This window comes from Buttiauxella sp. AC142, assembly GCF_979253435.1.
Genome location: NZ_CEEDCH010000001.1, coordinates 3,378,602 through 3,397,507, shown reverse-complemented (window position 1 = coordinate 3,397,507; position 18,906 = coordinate 3,378,602). Strand labels below are relative to the sequence as shown.

The window sequence follows — 18,906 nt, the reverse complement described above, 5'->3', positions numbered from 1 at the left end:
TTTTGACACTCACTCCATCGGCTTTTCATCGCTCAGCTAAGCTTGCATGATGACCTGTTTCCTCGCTTTCTGGTTGTAGTGTAGAATGCGGCGTTTCAGGCAAAAGACAGCCATTGACATCATGCTCTGTACAGCGCGTAGCGCCGAGCTTTCCCGGATTTGTAAGGCATAAAAACCTCTAACTATGAAGAATATACGTAACTTTTCTATTATTGCCCACATCGACCACGGCAAATCGACGCTGTCTGACCGTATTATCCAAATTTGCGGCGGCTTGTCCGATCGCGAAATGGAAGCCCAGGTTCTTGACTCCATGGATCTTGAACGTGAGCGCGGGATTACCATCAAAGCGCAAAGCGTTACTCTGGATTACAAAGCAAGTGATGGTGAAACTTATCACCTGAATTTCATCGACACCCCTGGTCACGTTGACTTCTCTTATGAAGTTTCCCGCTCGCTTGCGGCGTGCGAAGGCGCGTTGCTGGTGGTGGATGCCGGGCAGGGTGTAGAAGCTCAGACCCTGGCAAACTGCTATACCGCCATGGAAATGGATCTGGAAGTTGTTCCTGTTCTGAACAAAATTGACCTGCCAGCAGCGGACCCTGAACGTGCTGCGCAAGAAATTGAAGATATCGTAGGTATCGATGCCACTGATGCTGTTCGTTGTTCAGCTAAAACTGGTTTTGGTGTAACGGATGTTCTTGAACGTCTAGTGCGCGACATCCCAGGCCCTGAAGGTGATCCAGAAGCACCATTGCAGGCGCTGATCATTGACTCCTGGTTCGATAACTACCTTGGTGTTGTCTCCCTGGTGCGTATCAAAAACGGCACCATGAGAAAGGGCGACAAAATTAAAGTTATGAGCACCGGCCAGGTGTATAACGCTGACCGTCTGGGCATTTTCACGCCGAAACGTGTCGATCGTGATGTTCTGGGCTGTGGTGAAGTAGGCTGGTTGGTGTGCGCGATTAAAGACATTCTCGGCGCACCGGTTGGTGATACTTTGACTCTTGCACGTAACCCGGCAGATAAAGCGCTGCCAGGCTTCAAAAAAGTGAAGCCGCAGGTTTATGCAGGTCTGTTCCCGGTTAGCTCAGACGATTACGAAAACTTCCGTGATGCGCTCGGCAAGTTGAGCCTGAACGACGCTTCCTTATTCTTTGAGCCAGAAAGCTCAACGGCGCTGGGCTTCGGCTTCCGCTGCGGCTTCCTTGGCCTGTTGCACATGGAAATCATTCAGGAACGTCTGGAACGTGAATACGATCTCGACCTGATTACCACCGCGCCAACTGTAGTCTACGAAGTCGAAACCACCACTGGCGAAACGATCTATGTTGATAGCCCATCTAAGCTGCCAGCACTGAATAACATCGCCGAACTACGTGAGCCGATTGCAGAATGTCATATGCTGATGCCTCAGGAATACCTGGGCAGCGTAATCACTCTGTGTATCGAAAAACGTGGCGTGCAAACCAACATGGTTTACCACGGTAATCAGGTTGCGCTGACCTATGAAATTCCGATGGCTGAAGTGGTCCTCGACTTCTTCGATCGTCTGAAATCGACATCTCGTGGTTATGCGTCTCTGGACTATAACTTCAAACGCTTCCAGGCTTCTGACATGGTGCGTGTTGATGTTCTGATCAACGGCGATCGTGTTGATGCCCTCGCATTGATTACTCACCGTGGCAATTCACAGTTCCGTGGTCGCCAACTGGTCGAGAAGATGCAAGAGCTGATCCCGCGTCAGCAATTTGATATTGCGATTCAGGCGGCTATCGGCGCACACATTATTGCGCGTTCTACCGTTAAACAATTGCGTAAAAACGTTCTGGCAAAATGCTACGGCGGTGACGTAAGCCGTAAGAAAAAGCTGTTGCAGAAACAGAAGGACGGTAAGAAGCGTATGAAGCAAGTCGGTAACGTCGAACTGCCTCAGGAAGCGTTCCTCGCCATTCTGCATGTCGGCAAAGACAGCAAATAAATTAAGGAGTTGGCATGGCGAATATGTTTGCGCTAATCCTCGTGATAGCGACGCTGGTGACGGGTATTTTATGGTGCATTGATAAATTTATCTTTGCGCCAAAACGTCGGGAAAAACAGGCGGCAGCGCAAGCTGCCACGGGTGATGCGCTTGATGGCAAAACGCTCAAAAAAGTCGGACCGAAACCAGGTTGGTTAGAAACGGGGGCATCCGTATTTCCGGTGCTCGCGATAGTTCTGATTGTGCGTTCATTTATTTATGAACCCTTTCAGATACCTTCCGGCTCCATGATGCCAACGCTTTTAATCGGCGATTTTATTCTGGTAGAGAAATTTGCCTACGGCATAAAAGACCCTATTTACCAGAATACGCTCATTGAAACCGGCCATCCAAAACGCGGCGATATTGTGGTGTTCAAATATCCACAAGATCCGCGTCTTGATTACATCAAGCGTGCAGTCGGTTTACCGGGCGATCGTGTGAGTTACGATCCTGTGGCAAAAGAAGTCACTGTTCAGCCAAATTGCAGTTCAGGCCAGGCCTGTGACAACGCATTGCCAATCACTTACAGCAATGTAGAACCCAGCGATTTTGTGCAGACATTTGCACGTCGTAACGGCAGTGAAGCAAACTCTGGTTTCTTCCAGTTGCCACAGAACCAAACCAAAGAAAATGGTATCCGTCTTTCCGAGCGCAAAGAAACTTTGGGCGATGTGACTCACAATATTCTGACCGTGCCAATTGCGCAGGATCAGCTGGGTATGTACTACCAGCAACCGGGCCAACAACTGGCGACCTGGATTGTTCCACCGGGCCATTATTTCATGATGGGTGATAACCGCGATAACAGCGCTGATAGCCGTTATTGGGGCTTTGTTCCCGAGGCAAATCTGGTCGGTAAAGCTACCGCAATCTGGATGAGTTTCGAGAAACAAGAAGGTGAATGGCCAACGGGTGTTCGTTTAAGTCGTATTGGCGGAATTCATTGATCAATTAAATCCATTCAGATAACGACTTTCCACGTCGTTATCTATAGAATATCCCCCCGTATTAAGGTTGGCTCCTCTCTGAGGAGCCACGGCAAACGAAACAGCGTTGGTTCTCTTTTTCAGGTCTGTTCCGTGTGCTGAATAATTGACGCATTCATTAATTGGTATCGCATGAACCCCATCGTAATTAATAGGCTGCAACGTAAGCTGGGCTACACTTTTGTACATCAGGATCTGTTGCAGCAGGCATTAACGCATCGCAGTGCCAGCAGCAAACACAATGAGCGTCTGGAATTTCTGGGTGACTCCATTCTTAGCTATGTTATTGCAAACGCGCTTTACCATCGTTTTCCACGCGTAGACGAAGGTGATATGAGCCGTATGCGTGCGACGCTGGTGCGTGGCAATACGTTGGCAGAAATTGCCCGCGAATTTGAGTTAGGTGAATGTCTGCGTCTTGGGCCGGGTGAATTAAAAAGTGGTGGATTCCGCCGCGAATCCATTCTGGCCGATACCGTAGAAGCCTTAATTGGTGGCGTTTTCCTCGACAGCGACATCCAGAATGTTGAGCGTTTAATTCTTTCCTGGTATCAATCTCGTCTGGATGAAATTAGCCCAGGCGATAAGCAAAAAGACCCTAAGACGCGTCTGCAAGAGTATTTGCAGGGTCGCCACTTGCCACTGCCATCTTATTTGGTGGTGCAGGTTCGTGGTGAAGCGCACGATCAGGAATTTACCATTCACTGTCAGGTGAGTGGCCTGCCTGAGCCGGTGATTGGCACCGGTTCAAGCCGCCGGAAGGCGGAACAGGCTGCAGCTGAGCAGGCGCTTATCAAGCTGGAGCTGGAATAATGAGCGAAGAACAAACCTTTTGCGGATTCGTGGCCATCGTTGGTCGCCCTAATGTCGGCAAATCCACGCTGCTAAACCAGTTGCTTGGGCAAAAAATTTCTATCACTTCCCGTAAAGCGCAGACCACTCGTCACCGCATTATGGGTATCCATACCGAAGGCCCGTATCAGGCGATTTACGTCGATACCCCAGGGCTGCATATGGAAGAAAAGCGCGCTATCAACCGCCTGATGAATAAAGCTGCGAGCAGCTCCATCGGTGATGTTGAGCTGGTTATTTTCGTCGTTGAAGGGACCAAGTGGACCGCAGACGATGAAATGGTGCTTAACAAACTGCGTGACGCGCGAGCGCCGGTGATTCTGGCAGTGAACAAAGTCGATAACGTGCAAGATAAAGGCATTCTGTTGCCGCATCTGCAATTCCTCGGTAGCCAGATGAACTTCCTCGACATCGTGCCTATTTCTGCGGAAAACGGCATGAACGTAGATACGATTGCGAGCATCGTTCGCAAACGTCTGCCAGAAGCGACTCATCACTTCCCGGAAGAGTACGTTACAGACCGTTCACAGCGTTTCATGGCCTCTGAAATCATCCGTGAAAAACTGATGCGTTTCCTTGGCGCGGAATTGCCATATTCCGTTACCGTTGAAATTGAACAGTTTGTCTCGAATGCCCGCGGCGGGTACGACATTAATGGTTTGATTCTGGTTGAACGTGAAGGCCAGAAGAAAATGGTTATTGGCAACAAAGGCGCCAAAATCAAAACCATCGGTATCGAAGCGCGTAAAGACATGGAAGAGATGTTTGAAGCCAAAATTCACCTTGAGCTGTGGGTGAAAGTGAAATCCGGTTGGGCAGATGACGAACGCGCACTGCGTAGTCTGGGTTATACCGACGATCTGAAGTAATAATATGGAAGGCTGGCAACGGGCTTTTGTCCTGCATAGTCGCCCCTGGAGCGAAACCAGCCTTCTGCTTGACCTCTTTTCAGAAGAGTCAGGGCGTGTTCGTTTAATTGCGAAAGGCGCTCGTTCTCGCCGTTCAAACCTCAAAGGGACACTCCAACCCTTTACTCCCTTGCTGGTTCGCTGGGGTGGACGTGGTGAAGTTAAAACACTGCGTAGCGCCGAAGCTGTCTCGCTGGCACTTCCTCTGAGCGGTATTACGCTTTACAGCGGCCTGTACGTGAATGAACTGGTTTCACGCGTGCTTGAAGATGAAACCCGTTTCTCTGAATTATTCTTCGATTACCTCCATTGTATTCAGGCTTTAGCCGGAACCAGCGGTTCTCCTGAACCGGCATTGCGTCGTTTTGAGTTGGCGCTGCTCGGACATCTGGGTTACGGCGTAGATTTCCTGCATTGTGCCGGTAGCGGCGAAGAAGTCAGCGATACCATGACTTATCGCTATCGTGAAGAGAAAGGCTTTATCGCAAGCCTTGTGGTGGATAACCGCACCTTCACTGGCCACGAATTAAAGGCGCTTGCTAACCGCGAGTTTCCAGATTTAGCCAGTTTGCGCGCTGCCAAACGTTTTACTCGCATAGCGTTAAAACCCTATCTGGGAGGAAAACCCCTCAAAAGCCGCGAATTGTTCCGCCAGTTTGTGCCCAAAAAACCACCACTCAAATCACCTCAAGACCCGCAATAACGCCTGGGCGTAGCCATGCTTTCCTTCTCAGGTGTAAACTGCCGGAACTCAAACCGTTCTGACCCCGAGGAAAGGCATGTCTGAATTACTGTTAGGCGTCAACATCGATCACATCGCAACTTTGCGTAACGCGCGTGGCACGGCATATCCTGATCCTGTCCAGGCCGCATTCATTTGCGAGCAAGCAGGCGCAGACGGTATTACTGTTCACCTGCGTGAAGATCGCCGTCATATCACCGATCGCGATGTCCGCATTCTGCGACAGACCCTCGACACGCGTATGAACCTCGAAATGGCAGTTACCGAGGAGATGATTGGTATTGCCTGCGAAACTAAACCTCATTTCTGCTGCCTGGTGCCGGAAAAACGCCAGGAAGTCACTACCGAAGGCGGGCTGGATGTCGCCGGTCAACTGGATAAAATGCGCGACGCCTGCAAACGCCTCGCGGATGCTGGAATTCTGGTTTCTCTGTTTATTGATGCTGACCACGCGCAAATTGATGCTGCTGTGGCCGTTGGCGCGCCCTATATCGAAATTCATACCGGCTGCTATGCGGATGCGCAAGACGAAGTGACCCAGGCCAAAGAACTGGCTCGTATTGCAGAAGCAGCAACTTACGCAGCTGGAAAAGGGCTGAAAGTGAATGCCGGACACGGTCTGACTTACCACAATGTAAAAGCCATTGCTCGCCTGCCAGAAATGCACGAGCTGAATATCGGCCATGCGATTATTGGCCGTGCAGTAATGAGTGGTTTGAAAGAAGCGGTGGCAGAAATGAAACGCCTGATGCAGGAAGCGCGTAGCTAATGGCGATTCTTGGCCTCGGCACAGACATTGTTGAGATAGCGCGCATTGAAGGCGTTATTTCACGCTCGGGCGACCGTCTGGCGAAGCGTGTGCTGAGTGCCAATGAATGGCTGCAATACCAGGCGCACCAGCAACCGGTGCGCTTTTTGGCAAAACGTTTTGCGGTGAAAGAAGCGGCGGCAAAAGCGTTCGGCACCGGTATTCGCAATGGCCTGGCGTTTAATCAGTTTGAAGTGTTTAACGACCCGTTAGGTAAACCGCAACTGCGATTCTGGGAAGAGGCAGAACGACTGGCAGAAAGAATGGGTGTGCGCTCAGTGCACGTTACGCTTGCCGATGAACGGCACTATGCGTGTGCAACGGTGATCATAGAAAACTAGAGTTTGTCGGCGTGATGCAACTGAACAAACTTGTCCCAAAGCTGCTCTTCATTCTCGATATGCGCGGGATCGCTGATGATGGTATTCGGGATCGGGCACACTTTCTGGCAAGTCGGTGTTTCGTAATGACCAACACACTCAGTGCAGCGATCGGTGTTGATCTCATAAATGCTATCCCCCATGGAAATGGCCTCGTTCGGGCACTCCGGTTCGCACATATCGCAGTTGATACATTTTTTAGTGATAAGTAGCGCCATGGGAAAATCTCGATAACAACAGAAACAGGGCGGGCATTATACGCCCAATCCTCGATCAAACCAGTTTTTTTACCAGCGCTTCACTATGACGAATGCGTTCTGGTGCGTGTTCCAGATCCCGTTGAACCAGCGCCATAAACAGCAAATCGGTTAGCATCATCTGTGCGCTGGTGGATGAGATAGCCGCGCTACGCGTCGCCTGTTCTTCAGCGATGGTATACAAGCAAAGAGAGGCTCGTTGCTGCAACGCATTTGGCGTGAAGCCGGTAATGGCGAGGATTTTTGCACCTGCACGCAGAGTTTCATCCGCGGCGAGATTTATCTCACGCCGTTCACCAGAATAGGAAATAGCCAACAATACGTCGTCGGTACTTGAAGCTTGGGCGGTCGCCAGCAGCGCGTGCATATCTTGTTCTGCGACCGCATTAATGCCAATTTTCATCAGCTTCCAGGCAAAATTCTTGGCGACCAGACCGGATGCGCCTATCCCCACCAACAAGACACGCCGCGCATTACGCAACATATTCACACTGGCAAGCAGCTTTTCTTCGCTATTGATATCAAGCGTGGCATGCATCGCCGCCATATTGTCTTTAATCAGCTTTTCACCGACCAGACGCAGCGGATCATCACCAAGAATCAAATTATGAACCGGTACAGATTGTGGATCCTGGCCGCTTGCCAACGCTTCGCTGATGGCGAGTTTGAGGGCAGGGAAGCCCTTAAAGCCCAGTTTTTGTGAAAACTTCACCACACTTGATTGGCTTACACCAGCTTCAGCCGCAAGCTGTTGCGAGCTTAAATGACGGGCATGATCGGGTTTTTCCAGCAGAAAGTCGGCCAGTTTACGGTCACTCTGTGCCAGTGTTGAGTAGCGGCTTCGGATTCGCAGTAAACAATTCATTTCCTCTCCAGTGTGCCGGGTCAAATACCTGAGCGGCCCAATAATAACGTAAATTCACTCGCCTGAATTAATTGTATATTCCATTATTATGAAACCTGAAGGAATTAATTATTCAAAGGTGGCGGAAAAGTCCGGTTCACAGGTTCGCGAAAGCCAATACTCGCAATCTTTGCTGTCCGTTACCGGAAAAGTGATGGTCTATCTGTTAGGCTTTCTGATAGCGGTAATCGCTAGTTTGATATTTACGTGATAACGATCCAGAGGAGTAACGTTTGGCAACTCAGAGTGAGCGTCGGGTAGTCTTTTTCGATTTAGATGGCACGCTGCATCAGCAGGATATGTTCGGCAGCTTTTTGCGCTATCTGTTGCGCCATCTGCCCCTCAATCTGTTACTTGTCATTCCGCTTTTGCCGGTGATAGGGGGGGCATTGCTGATTAAAGGACGCGCCGCTCGTTGGCCGATGAGCCTGTTATTGTGGGGAGCAACCTTTGGTCATAGCGAAACACGCCTCAAACAGCTGGAAACGAACTTCGTTGCCTGGTTCCGTGGGCGTGTCACTGCCTTCCCGATAGTCCAGCAGCGTCTGACGGATTACCTGACCAGTTCAGATGCTGATGTCTGGTTAATCACGGGTTCACCGCAACCGCTTGTTCAGCAAGTTTATTTCGACACGCCGTGGCTACCGAAAGTTAAGCTAATTGCCAGCCAGATTGAACGCTCGCATGGAGGGTGGGTGCTTACATTGCGCTGTCTTGGGCATGAGAAAGTGGCGCAGCTGGAACAAAAAATTGGCACACCGCTACAGCTTTATAGTGGTTATAGCGACAGCAACCAGGATAACCCGCTGCTCTATTTTTGCCAGCATCGCTGGCGCGTCACACCGCTTGGCCAGTTGCAGCAGTTGGAATAATATCCTTCATACTTCAAGTTATAGGTGCGTTGAGTGTGTATAATGCGCGCCCGAATATAGCCGTGCCCGGAGAATCCCGTGTCAGAAAGTGAATTTACCCATGAATACTGGATGCGTCATGCGTTAGTACTCGCTCGTCGCGCATGGGATGAAGGTGAGGTTCCGGTCGGGGCGGTGCTGGTTCATCACAACCAGGTGATTGGCGAGGGCTGGAATCGCCCGATTGGCCGACACGATCCCACGGCTCATGCCGAAATCATGGCGCTGCGCCAGGGTGGGGTCGTTTTGCAAAACTACCGTCTACTGGACACCACGCTTTATGTCACCCTCGAGCCATGCGTCATGTGTGCTGGAGCCATGGTTCACGGGCGTATAGGCAACCTGGTATTTGGTGCGCGTGATGCCAAAACGGGTGCGATTGGTTCTTTGATGGACGTGCTCAGACACCCTGGCATGAACCACCAGGTTACTGTGACTGAGGGTGTGCTGGCAGAAGAGTGTTCGGCAATGCTGAGCGATTTCTTTCGAGCGCGTCGTCTTGAGAAAAAGGCCCTAAAGGAAAAGGCCCGAAGCGCGGAGTAGCCAGCTCTCCAGGCGCGACGACAGGATACGCTTGCGCGTATTTTTCTTCCTGCGCTTCCAGTCTCTCTTTTTCAAGTAAATACCCTGCCAGGCTTATGTGGTACTTACGGATATTTTCGACGTACGCATACGCCTCATGGCCACGGGCATAACCATAAGTTGTTTTGCTGTAATACTGTTTCTGGCTCAATAGAGGCAGACGAATTTTAACATCCGCCCAGCTATCCGGATTACCTTTTTGCTTCGCTGTTAGTTGGCGTGCATCCAGCATGTGGGCATACCCCATGTTGTACGCTGTCAGCGCAAACCAAATCCGCTCTTCTTCCGGCACGCTCTCAGGCACTTTCGCCATCATATCTTTCAGATACTGGCTTCCACCTGCAATGCTTTGCTCTGGATCCAGTCGGTCCGTCACACCGAGACTTTGTGCCGTGTTTTTAGTCAGCATCATCAACCCGCGCACGCCGGTTGGCGACGTAGCCTGGTTGTCCCAGTGTGATTCCTGATACGAAATTGCCGCCAGTAAACGCCAGTCTATTTCAGTGGCATATTTTTCGAATAATGGCTGAAGCTCAGGCAACACGGAATCCACGGCTTTGAGGAACGTGCGGGTATCGACGTAATCAAAATCCCCAACGTGGCCAAGATATTTCTCTTCCAGGCGAGCAAAAGTCCCGTCGCTGTTCAATTTGTTATAAAAATCGAGAAGGGCCGCAGAAAGGCTATCATCGCCATCCAGCGCGCTAAACCATGTCACGGGCTGCTCGTCAGTCACATCCAGAGCGACGGCAAGTTGCGGATGAACGCGCTGGAAAGTGCTTATCGCGACGGAATCTGCAATCGTAAAAGCGATCTTCCCGTCTACAACTTGTTGCAACAGTTCAGTGCTGCTGTGCCTCTCGTCGATACGCCAGCTCAAATCTGGGTACTTCTCTTCTTTAAGCTTTTTCAATGCATTAAGCGAGGTCACGCCTGGCGAAAGCACCAACTGGTTCTCTTTAACGCCAGCCAATGTTTTAGGTCGCGGGCTACCCATGCGATAAACCATCTGCTGCGAAACGGAATAGTAGGCTGGTCCCGCCTGGTAATGCTGGCTGCGTTGAGTGTTGTAGACCAGGCCTGCTGCAATCACATCGGCTTTGTCATTATCAATGTCATCAAACAGCTCTTGAATATTTGGACGAACGGTCACTTCCAGTTTCACGCCAAGGTAACGGGCAAATTGTTCGGCCATCTCGTAATCGAGGCCAATTTCTTTTCCCTGATACTGGGCATAAGTCAAAGGTGATTGAATGGTACTGACGCGCAAAACCCCCCGCGCCTGAATGGCGGCGATACGGTTTTCGGCTTGTCCGAACCAGGGAATGGAGGGCCATAGCGCCACTGCCAGCAACACGGTTACGGCACCGATAAGCAGATAATTAATCTTAAATCTTTTCAAATAGTTAATCTGCAACGAGGCGTAGAGTTTTCGCTAACAACAGGCTTCAAAAGTGGAGGTGCTCCCAAAAGGTGTGGCGCATTTTGCTTAACAAAACGCCACTGTGCAACATATTCAACATTTCTGGTTAAATTTCCATCAGTGAAAACTAATGCGTTTATTTATACGCAAACGGTTTCGTCATGGCGGCGGATTCTCTATAATGGCGCCCGTTTTCCCCTTGCGCCCACTGAAGCGTCCCCCTGGCGTTTCGAAGACGAGAGATCTTTGATGATGGAAATTCTGCGTGGTTCGCCCGCTTTATCGGCATTTCGTATTAACAAATTACTGGCCCGCTTTAATGACGCCAACCTTCCGGTCAGCGACATTTATGCCGAGTATATTCACTTTGCCGATCTCGAGGCGCCGCTAACGGCTGAAGAGCACGCCCGCCTGCAACGGTTGTTGAAATATGGTCCAACCCTTGCCGACCACGCCCCGACTGGCAACCTGATTCTGGTTACGCCACGTCCTGGTACCATCTCACCCTGGTCCTCCAAAGCCACCGACATTGCCCGTAACTGCGATCTCGCCAAAGTTAAGCGCCTTGAACGCGGCGTGGCGTATTACATCACTGCCAGCACATTGACCGATGCACAGCGCCAGGAAGTTGCTGCGTTGCTGCACGACCGCATGATGGAAAGCGTGTTTGGTGCGCTGGACGATGCACAGCAACTGTTCTCTCATCACACGCCTGCCCCGGTGCAAAGCGTTGACCTGTTAACGCAGGGCCGCGAAGCGCTGGTAGAAGCCAACATCCGTTTAGGGCTGGCTTTGGCAGAAGATGAAATCGACTACTTGCAGGATGCGTTCACTAAACTGGGTCGCAACCCGAATGACATCGAGCTGTATATGTTCGCGCAGGCTAACTCCGAACATTGCCGCCACAAGATTTTTAACGCCGACTGGATTATTGACGGCGTGGAACAGCCTAAATCACTGTTCAAAATGATTAAAAACACCTTTGAGAAAACGCCTGACTACGTGTTATCGGCATATAAAGATAACGCTGCAGTCATGGAAGGCTCGCAGGTAGGGCGCTTCTTTGCCGACCACGAAGCGGGACGTTACGACTATCACCAGGAAGACGCACATATCCTGATGAAAGTTGAAACTCACAACCACCCAACCGCGATTTCCCCTTGGCCGGGTGCGGCGACCGGTTCAGGCGGCGAAATCCGTGATGAAGGCGCAACAGGCCGTGGCGCAAAACCGAAAGCGGGCCTGGTGGGTTTCTCGGTTTCTAACTTACGTATTCCGGGCTTTGAACAGCCATGGGAAGAAGATTTCGGCAAGCCCGATCGCATTGTGACCGCGCTGGATATCATGACCGACGGCCCTCTGGGCGGTGCGGCATTTAACAACGAATTTGGTCGTCCGGCGCTGACGGGATACTTCCGTACCTACGAAGAGCAAGTTAACAGCCACAACGGCGTCGAACTGCGCGGCTACCACAAGCCAATCATGCTGGCGGGCGGTATCGGCAACATTCGCGCCGATCATGTGCAGAAAGGCGAAATCACCGTGGGCGCGAAACTTATCGTCCTCGGTGGCCCATCCATGAACATTGGCCTGGGCGGCGGTGCAGCTTCTTCTATGGCTTCAGGCCAGTCTGATGCGGATCTGGATTTTGCTTCCGTACAGCGTGATAACCCAGAAATGGAACGCCGTTGCCAGGAAGTCATCGACCGCTGCTGGGAACTGGGCGATGCCAACCCAATCCTGTTTATTCACGATGTAGGCGCGGGTGGCCTTTCCAACGCCATGCCTGAGTTGGTGAGTGACGGCGGCCGTGGTGGTCGTTTTGAACTGCGCGATATCCTGAACGATGAGCCGGGCATGAGCCCGTTGGAAGTGTGGTGTAACGAATCCCAGGAACGTTATGTTCTGGCCGTTGCCCCAGACCAGTTGCCGCTGTTTGACGAACTGTGCCGCCGTGAACGAGCGCCATATGCCGTGATTGGTGAAGCGACGGAAGAAAAACATCTGACGCTTAACGATAGCCATTTCGACAACCAGCCAATTGATATGCCGCTGGATGTGTTGCTCGGCAAAACGCCGAAAATGGAACGTAACGTTGAAACGCTGAAAGCAAAAGGTGACGCGCTGGATTGCCGTAACATCACGATTGCTGATGCGGTCAACCGTGTGCTGCATTTACCAACGGTTGCGGAAAAAACGTTCCTCGTGACCATCGGCGACCGCTCAGTCACCGGCATGGTCGCGCGTGATCAAATGGTTGGCCCGTGGCAGATCCCGGTGGCTAACTGTGCGGTCACGACCGCAAGTCTGGATAGCTATTACGGCGAAGCGATGTCTCTGGGCGAACGTGCGCCGGTTGCGTTGCTGGACTTCGCGGCATCAGGTCGCCTGGCGGTCGGTGAAGCGTTGACCAACATTGCGGCTACGCAAATTGGTGAACTCAACCGTATTAAACTCTCGGCAAACTGGATGTCCGCAGCCGGTCATCCGGGTGAGGACGCTGGCCTGTACGAAGCGGTGAAAGCCGTGGGCGAAGAACTTTGCCCGACGCTTGGCCTGACAATTCCAGTCGGCAAAGACTCTATGTCGATGAAAACCCGCTGGCAGGAAGGCACCGAGCAACGCGAGATGACCTCTCCGCTGTCGCTGGTGATCACCGCATTTGCCCGTGTTGAAGATGTACGCCGCACCGTAACGCCACAGCTGAAAACCGAAGATAACGCCCTGTTGCTGATTGATTTGGGCGCGGGCCACAACGCGCTGGGCGCTACTGCGCTTTCTCAGGTTTACCGCCAGCTTGGCGACAAACCTGCTGACGTTCGCAGTGCCGAACAACTCAAAGGCTTCTTCAACGCCATTCAGGCGCTGGTGGCCGAGCAAAAACTGCTGGCTTACCACGACCGTTCTGATGGTGGTCTGTTGGTCACGCTGGCGGAGATGGCATTTGCCGGCCACTGTGGCGTGGAAGCGGATATTGCCGCACTTGGCAAAGACCATCTGGCTGCACTCTTTAATGAAGAGTTAGGTGCAGTAATCCAGGTGAAAGCAGCCGATCGTGCCGCCGTTGAGAAAACGTTGGCAGACCACGGTCTTGCGGAATGCGTTCACTTCCTCGGTAAAGCCGTGGCGGGGGACCGTTTCACACTGACTGCCGATGGTCATACGGTATTTAGCGAAAGCCGCACCACGCTTCGCATGTGGTGGGCAGAAACCACCTGGCAGATGCAGCGTCTGCGCGATAACCCGGAATGTGCCGATCAAGAACATGAAGCGAAAGCCAATGACAACGATCCTGGCCTGAACGTTAAACTGAGCTTCGATATTAAAGAAGATATCGCCGCACCGTTTATCGTCAAAGGCGCGCGTCCGAAAGTGGCTGTATTGCGCGAGCAGGGCGTTAACTCCCACGTTGAAATGGCGGCCGCCTTCCACCGTGCGGGCTTTGATGCCATTGACGTGCACATGAGTGATTTACTGGCAGGCCGTCGTGGTCTGGAAGATTTCCAGGCGCTGGTGGCGTGTGGCGGCTTCTCTTACGGCGACGTACTGGGTGCTGGAGAAGGTTGGGCGAAATCCATTCTGTTTAACTCTCGCGTGCGTGATGAGTTCGAAACCTTCTTCCATCGTCCACAAACTCTGGCGTTGGGCGTGTGTAACGGTTGCCAGATGATGTCGAACCTGCGCGAACTGATTCCTGGAAGCGACCTGTGGCCGCGCTTTGTGCGTAACCATTCAGACCGCTTTGAAGCGCGCTTCAGTCTGGTAGAAGTCACCTCCAGCCCGTCTTTACTGCTGCAAGGCATGGTCGGCTCCCACATGCCAATCGCGGTTTCTCACGGCGAAGGGCACGTTGAAGTGCGTGATGCGGCGCATCTGGCAGCGCTGGAAAGCAAAGGGCTGGTGGCACTACGCTTTATCGACAACTTCGGCAAAGTTACGCAAAACTACCCGGCGAACCCGAACGGTTCCCCGAACGGTATTACTGCGGTGACCAACGAAAGCGGGCGCGTGACCATTATGATGCCGCACCCTGAGCGTGTGTTCCGTACTGTAAGTAACTCCTGGCACCCGGAAGAGTGGGGCGAAGATAGCCCATGGATGCGCATTTTCCGTAATGCGCGTAAGCAACTCGGTTAAGTTGTTGTGGAATCCCTGCCTCGGCAGGGATTTTTTTTGTCACCCTATCCCGACAATGGCTCTCTTGGTGTGTCTCTAATTTGCGACACTTAACATATTGATTTTAATTGATATGTAAAATATGAAATTTAAGTGTTGCTAAATAGCGACGTTACGGTTGAAAAACAATCAGCTTGCAGTGTGAGTGATTAAACAAATAAACATAATAGAAACATTGGCATGTATTATTTGTAGCAAACATGGCACATAGTATGCATAATACTGCGCAGTGGCTCATTCACCCTCCTATGTCAGCCCCCGCAAGGGTTGTGCTACATAAAACTTAGAATGACGCACTCCAGGTGCCTGCCGTCCACCTTTTGATTATTGTCAGTCTTGTACTGCTTTATCATGCTCCGGGCGAAACGTTGAGTAAGGCACCGCCTGATTCCAGAACAAAGGCAGAGAATATTCTCTGCCTTTGTTGTTTCTGAACTTTCAACTCCCGCCAATCCCCGTTAGCATCGAATCATTCAGGTAGACAATGAGATGAAGCTATTGAACCAGTGGCACTTTTTCCCTCGCTCCCTACGTCAGCTCGTCATGATGGCCTTTTTGCTGGTTCTGGTTCCCTTGCTGGTGCTGGCGTGGCAAGCCTGGCAAAGCCTGAATGCGCTGAGCGACCAGGCCGCCGTCACCAATCGCACAACGCTTGTGGATGCGCGTCGCAGTGAAGCGATGACCAACGTGGCGCTGGAAATGGAACGTAGCTATCGACAGTACTGTGTGCTGGACGATACCACTCTCGCTAAGGTTTATGAGGGGCAGCGCAAACGTTACGCCCAGATGCTCGAGGCCCACGCAGGCGTCCTGCCGGACAACCATCTTTATCAAACATTGCGCCAGTCGCTAAACGAGCTCGCTGAAATTCAATGCAAAAACAGTGGGCCAGATTCCGCTGCCGCGGCACACCTTGAAACCTTCGCCACGGCTAATGCTGAAATGGTGCAAGCGACACGCGCGGTGGTGTTCTCTCGTGGGCAGCAACTCCAGCAAGAAATCGCCGAACGCGGACAGTTCTTCGGCTGGCAGGCGCTGGTGCTGTTTTTGTTAAGCGTCGCGCTGGTGATTATCTTCACGCGCATGATTATCGGCCCAGTTAAAGGCATTGAACGGATGATCAATTTACTGGGCGAAGGTCATTCATTGGGCAACGCGGTGTTGTTTAAAGGGCCGCGCGAACTGCGCTCGGTGGGGCAGCGAATTGTCTGGTTAAGCGAACGTCTGTCCTGGCTTGAATCTCAGCGCCATGAGTTTTTACGCCATATCTCACATGAGTTAAAAACTCCCCTCGCCAGTATGCGCGAAGGCACTGAACTGCTGGCAGACCAAGTTGTTGGGCCGTTAACCAACGACCAAAAAGAGGTGGTCGAAATCCTCGATAACAGCAGTCGTCACCTGCAAAAATTGATTGAACAACTGCTGGATTACAACCGCAAACTGGCGGACGTTCCGGTCGAACTTGAGAAAGTTGAATTGGCACCGTTAGTGGATGTGATTATTGCCGCTCACAGTTTGCCAGCACGGGCTAAAATGATGCGTACCGTATGTGAATTTAGCCCGGAGCCTGTCCTCGCCGAACCCATGTTGCTCATGAGCGTACTGGATAATCTCTATTCCAATGCGGTGCACTATGGGTCTGAATCCGGTACCATTTATTTACGTAGCACGCAGGTGGGGAAAACTCTTCACATTGATGTCGGTAATACGGGTGATCCTATTCCGCCTGCGGAGCGAGAGATGATTTTTGAACCTTTTTATCAGGGAAGTCACCAGCGCAAAGGTGCGGTTAAAGGGAGTGGCCTGGGCCTGAGTATTGCCCAGGATTGTATCCGTCGCATGCATGGCGAATTGCATCTGATTGACGATGAAACGGCAGATGTCTGCTTCCGAATTGAGTTGCCTGTTTTTCCCGAGAACAAATAAAAAATGAAAGTGACTATTTTTCGCCCTTTGTCAGCATTGCTCCTGCCCTTATTGCTGGCGAGTTGTGTGCAAAACGCAGCGCCCAAAGACGTAAAACATCCGCCGGTGGCAGAAGAGCCGGAACAACAGCTGGCGGATTACCTATCGACAGATTGTGAAGATATCTGGCAAAACCAGAGCCACGACTCCATGAGCAACCCGCTGTACTGGCTGCGGGCGATGGACTGCGCCGAACGTTTAGCGCCTGCACAGGCGCGAGCGGAAGCACGTCGCTGGCCGTCCGATAGCTGGCGCGATACCTTCAAGCGAGGCATTTTGCTGGCGAATGCCAAAATCTCCCCCACCGAGCGCCGCCGTTATATGGTTAAGCTCGATACGATGACAGCTGAAGTCCCTTCGCAGGTGCGTTCATTGTTCCAGGTATGGCGTGATGGGCAGGCATCTTTGCTGGCGCTTTCAGACGAACGCACGCGCTACAGTAAATTGCAGCAATCCTCAGACAGCGAGCTGGACACGCTGCGCGAGCAGCAACAACGACTCAGAAGCCAGTTAAGTTTGACCACCCGAAAACTGGAAAACTTAACCGACATCGAGCGTCAGCTTTCCAGCCGTAAACCTGCCAGCACAGAATTGCCGGACAACACCAAACCCGCGCAGGAGGCGAAACCATGACGCAACGTAAACCCGCCAGATTACTGCTGGTCGATGACGATCCGGGCTTGCTGAAACTTCTCGGTATGCGCCTGACCAGCGAAGGTTACACCGTCTCGACTGCCGAAAGCGGTGCCGAAGGGTTGCGTCTGCTTGGTCGTGAAAAAATCGACCTGGTGATCAGTGATTTGCGGATGGACGAAATGGACGGTATGGCGCTGTTCGCTGAAATCCAGAAAGTGTATCCGGGCATGCCGGTGATCATTTTGACCGCTCACGGCTCGATACCTGACGCCGTCGCGGCAACGCAACAGGGCGTGTTTAGCTTCCTGACTAAGCCTGTCGATAAAGACGCGCTTTATAAAGCCATTGACGATGCGCTGGTGCACTCGGTCATCGCCGGGGACGACATGTGGCGCGATACCATCGTCACACGAAGCCCCGTTATGCTGCGTTTGCTGGAGCAGGCGCGGATGGTCGCGCAGTCGGACGTCAGTGTGTTGATTAACGGGCAAAGTGGCACCGGCAAAGAGATTCTGGCGCAGGCCATTCATAACGCCAGCCCACGCAGCAAAAAAGCATTTATCGCCATTAACTGCGGCGCGCTGCCGGAACAGCTACTGGAATCCGAGCTTTTTGGTCATGCCCGCGGTGCGTTTACTGGCGCGGTCAGCAGCAGGGAAGGGTTATTCCAGGCCGCAGAAGGCGGAACGTTATTCCTCGATGAAATTGGCGACATGCCGATTCCTTTGCAGGTCAAATTGTTACGTGTTTTGCAGGAGCGTAAAGTGCGCCCGTTGGGCAGCAACCGCGACCTGGATATCGACGTGCGTATTCTCTCGGCTACTCACCGTGATTTACCTAAAGCGATGGAGCGCGGCGAGTTTCGTGAAGACTTATTTTACCGCCTCAACGTGGTGAGCCTGAAAATTCCTGCGTTGCAAGAGCGTGCAGAAGATGTGCCGTTGCTGGCAAACCATTTGTTACGCCAGTCCGCCGACAGGCATAAGCCGTTTGTGCGCAGCTTCTCAACCGATGCCATGAAGCGGCTGATGGCGGCAAGCTGGCCGGGCAACGTGCGCCAGTTGGTCAACGTGATTGAACAATGTGTAGCGTTGACGTCCGCTCCGGTTATCAGCGATGCGCTGGTGCATCAGGCGCTGGAAGGTGAGAACACCGCGCTGCCGACGTTTGTCGAGGCGCGTAATCAGTTTGAGCTGAATTACCTGCGCAAACTGTTGCAAATGACCAAAGGAAATGTGACTCAGGCGGCGCGTGTTGCGGGACGTAACCGTACTGAATTCTACAAATTACTCTCACGGCATGAGCTCGATGCCAATGACTTTAAAGAGTAGTCTGTGGTAAGTTTGGGCT

16 protein-coding genes are annotated in these 18,906 nt (G+C 52.0%); 13 read left to right on the top strand and 3 right to left on the bottom strand.

Annotated elements, in window-relative coordinates:
• Positions 1-184 precede the first annotated feature (184 nt).
• The 7 genes from lepA to acpS all read left to right on the top strand — a co-directional run bounded on the left by lepA (position 185) and on the right by acpS (position 6,663).
• Complete coding sequence (gene lepA, locus AC0IWZ_RS15825; protein WP_034497745.1) at positions 185-1,984, top strand: translation elongation factor 4; 1,800 nt, start codon at positions 185-187, stop codon at positions 1,982-1,984.
• A 14-nt stretch (positions 1,985-1,998) separates the two neighbouring features.
• A complete protein-coding gene (gene lepB / locus AC0IWZ_RS15820; RefSeq protein WP_115627570.1) occupies positions 1,999-2,973 on the top strand; it encodes a signal peptidase I in 975 nt (324 codons plus the stop codon).
• A gap of 171 nt (positions 2,974-3,144) precedes the next feature.
• Positions 3,145-3,825 carry a ribonuclease III gene (rnc, locus tag AC0IWZ_RS15815; protein WP_034459305.1) on the top strand — a complete coding sequence of 227 codons (681 nt, stop codon included), beginning with the start codon at positions 3,145-3,147 and terminating at the stop codon, positions 3,823-3,825.
• Positions 3,825-4,733 carry a GTPase Era gene (gene era, locus AC0IWZ_RS15810; protein WP_034497743.1) on the top strand — a complete coding sequence of 303 codons (909 nt, stop codon included), beginning with the start codon at positions 3,825-3,827 and terminating at the stop codon, positions 4,731-4,733. Before rnc ends, era begins: the two co-directional genes overlap by 1 nt.
• 4 nt (positions 4,734-4,737) lie before the next feature.
• The gene (gene recO, locus AC0IWZ_RS15805; RefSeq protein WP_034497742.1) at positions 4,738-5,475 is read left to right on the top strand and encodes a DNA repair protein RecO; all 738 of its coding nucleotides are present in this window, start codon (positions 4,738-4,740) and stop codon (positions 5,473-5,475) included.
• A gap of 76 nt (positions 5,476-5,551) precedes the next feature.
• Complete coding sequence (gene pdxJ, locus AC0IWZ_RS15800; protein WP_034497741.1) at positions 5,552-6,283, top strand: pyridoxine 5'-phosphate synthase; 732 nt, start codon at positions 5,552-5,554, stop codon at positions 6,281-6,283.
• Positions 6,283-6,663, top strand: a complete 381-nt coding sequence (acpS, locus tag AC0IWZ_RS15795) for a holo-ACP synthase (RefSeq protein WP_034497740.1) — start codon at positions 6,283-6,285, stop codon at positions 6,661-6,663. The genes pdxJ and acpS overlap by 1 nt, the downstream gene beginning before the upstream one ends.
• Here the strand turns inward: acpS and AC0IWZ_RS15790 are convergent.
• A complete protein-coding gene (locus AC0IWZ_RS15790; RefSeq protein ID WP_034497739.1) occupies positions 6,660-6,920 on the bottom strand; it encodes a YfhL family 4Fe-4S dicluster ferredoxin in 261 nt (86 codons plus the stop codon). The genes acpS and AC0IWZ_RS15790 overlap by 4 nt on opposite strands.
• 55 nt (positions 6,921-6,975) lie before the next feature.
• Positions 6,976-7,824 (bottom strand): MurR/RpiR family transcriptional regulator, encoded by an 849-nt coding sequence (locus AC0IWZ_RS15785; RefSeq protein ID WP_034497738.1) that lies wholly within the window; start codon positions 7,822-7,824, stop codon positions 6,976-6,978.
• 272 nt (positions 7,825-8,096) lie between these two features.
• Here AC0IWZ_RS15785 and yfhb point away from each other — a divergent pair, with 272 nt between their 5' ends.
• A complete protein-coding gene (gene yfhb, locus AC0IWZ_RS15780) occupies positions 8,097-8,735 on the top strand; it encodes a phosphatidylglycerophosphatase C (RefSeq protein WP_034497737.1) in 639 nt (212 codons plus the stop codon).
• 78 nt (positions 8,736-8,813) lie between these two features.
• Positions 8,814-9,317 carry a tRNA adenosine(34) deaminase TadA gene (gene tadA, locus AC0IWZ_RS15775; RefSeq protein WP_471678946.1) on the top strand — a complete coding sequence of 168 codons (504 nt, stop codon included), beginning with the start codon at positions 8,814-8,816 and terminating at the stop codon, positions 9,315-9,317.
• Here tadA and mltF read toward each other — a convergent pair.
• Entirely contained in the window at positions 9,202-10,758 is a 1,557-nt protein-coding gene (mltF, locus tag AC0IWZ_RS15770; RefSeq protein WP_471678947.1) for a membrane-bound lytic murein transglycosylase MltF, read from the bottom strand. The genes tadA and mltF overlap by 116 nt on opposite strands.
• 270 nt (positions 10,759-11,028) lie before the next feature.
• Here mltF and purL point away from each other — a divergent pair, with 270 nt between their 5' ends.
• From purL to glrR, 4 genes are all read left to right on the top strand, one after another.
• Positions 11,029-14,916 (top strand): phosphoribosylformylglycinamidine synthase, encoded by a 3,888-nt coding sequence (gene purL, locus AC0IWZ_RS15765; protein ID WP_471678948.1) that lies wholly within the window; start codon positions 11,029-11,031, stop codon positions 14,914-14,916.
• Between the two features lie 528 nt (positions 14,917-15,444).
• The gene (locus tag AC0IWZ_RS15760; RefSeq protein WP_471678949.1) at positions 15,445-16,881 is read left to right on the top strand and encodes a sensor histidine kinase; all 1,437 of its coding nucleotides are present in this window, start codon (positions 15,445-15,447) and stop codon (positions 16,879-16,881) included.
• A gap of 3 nt (positions 16,882-16,884) precedes the next feature.
• Positions 16,885-17,553 carry a two-component system QseEF-associated lipoprotein QseG gene (qseG, locus tag AC0IWZ_RS15755; RefSeq protein ID WP_471678950.1) on the top strand — a complete coding sequence of 223 codons (669 nt, stop codon included), beginning with the start codon at positions 16,885-16,887 and terminating at the stop codon, positions 17,551-17,553.
• Positions 17,550-18,887 carry a two-component system response regulator GlrR gene (glrR, locus tag AC0IWZ_RS15750; RefSeq protein ID WP_034497734.1) on the top strand — a complete coding sequence of 446 codons (1,338 nt, stop codon included), beginning with the start codon at positions 17,550-17,552 and terminating at the stop codon, positions 18,885-18,887. Before qseG ends, glrR begins: the two co-directional genes overlap by 4 nt.
• Positions 18,888-18,906 lie beyond the last annotated feature (19 nt).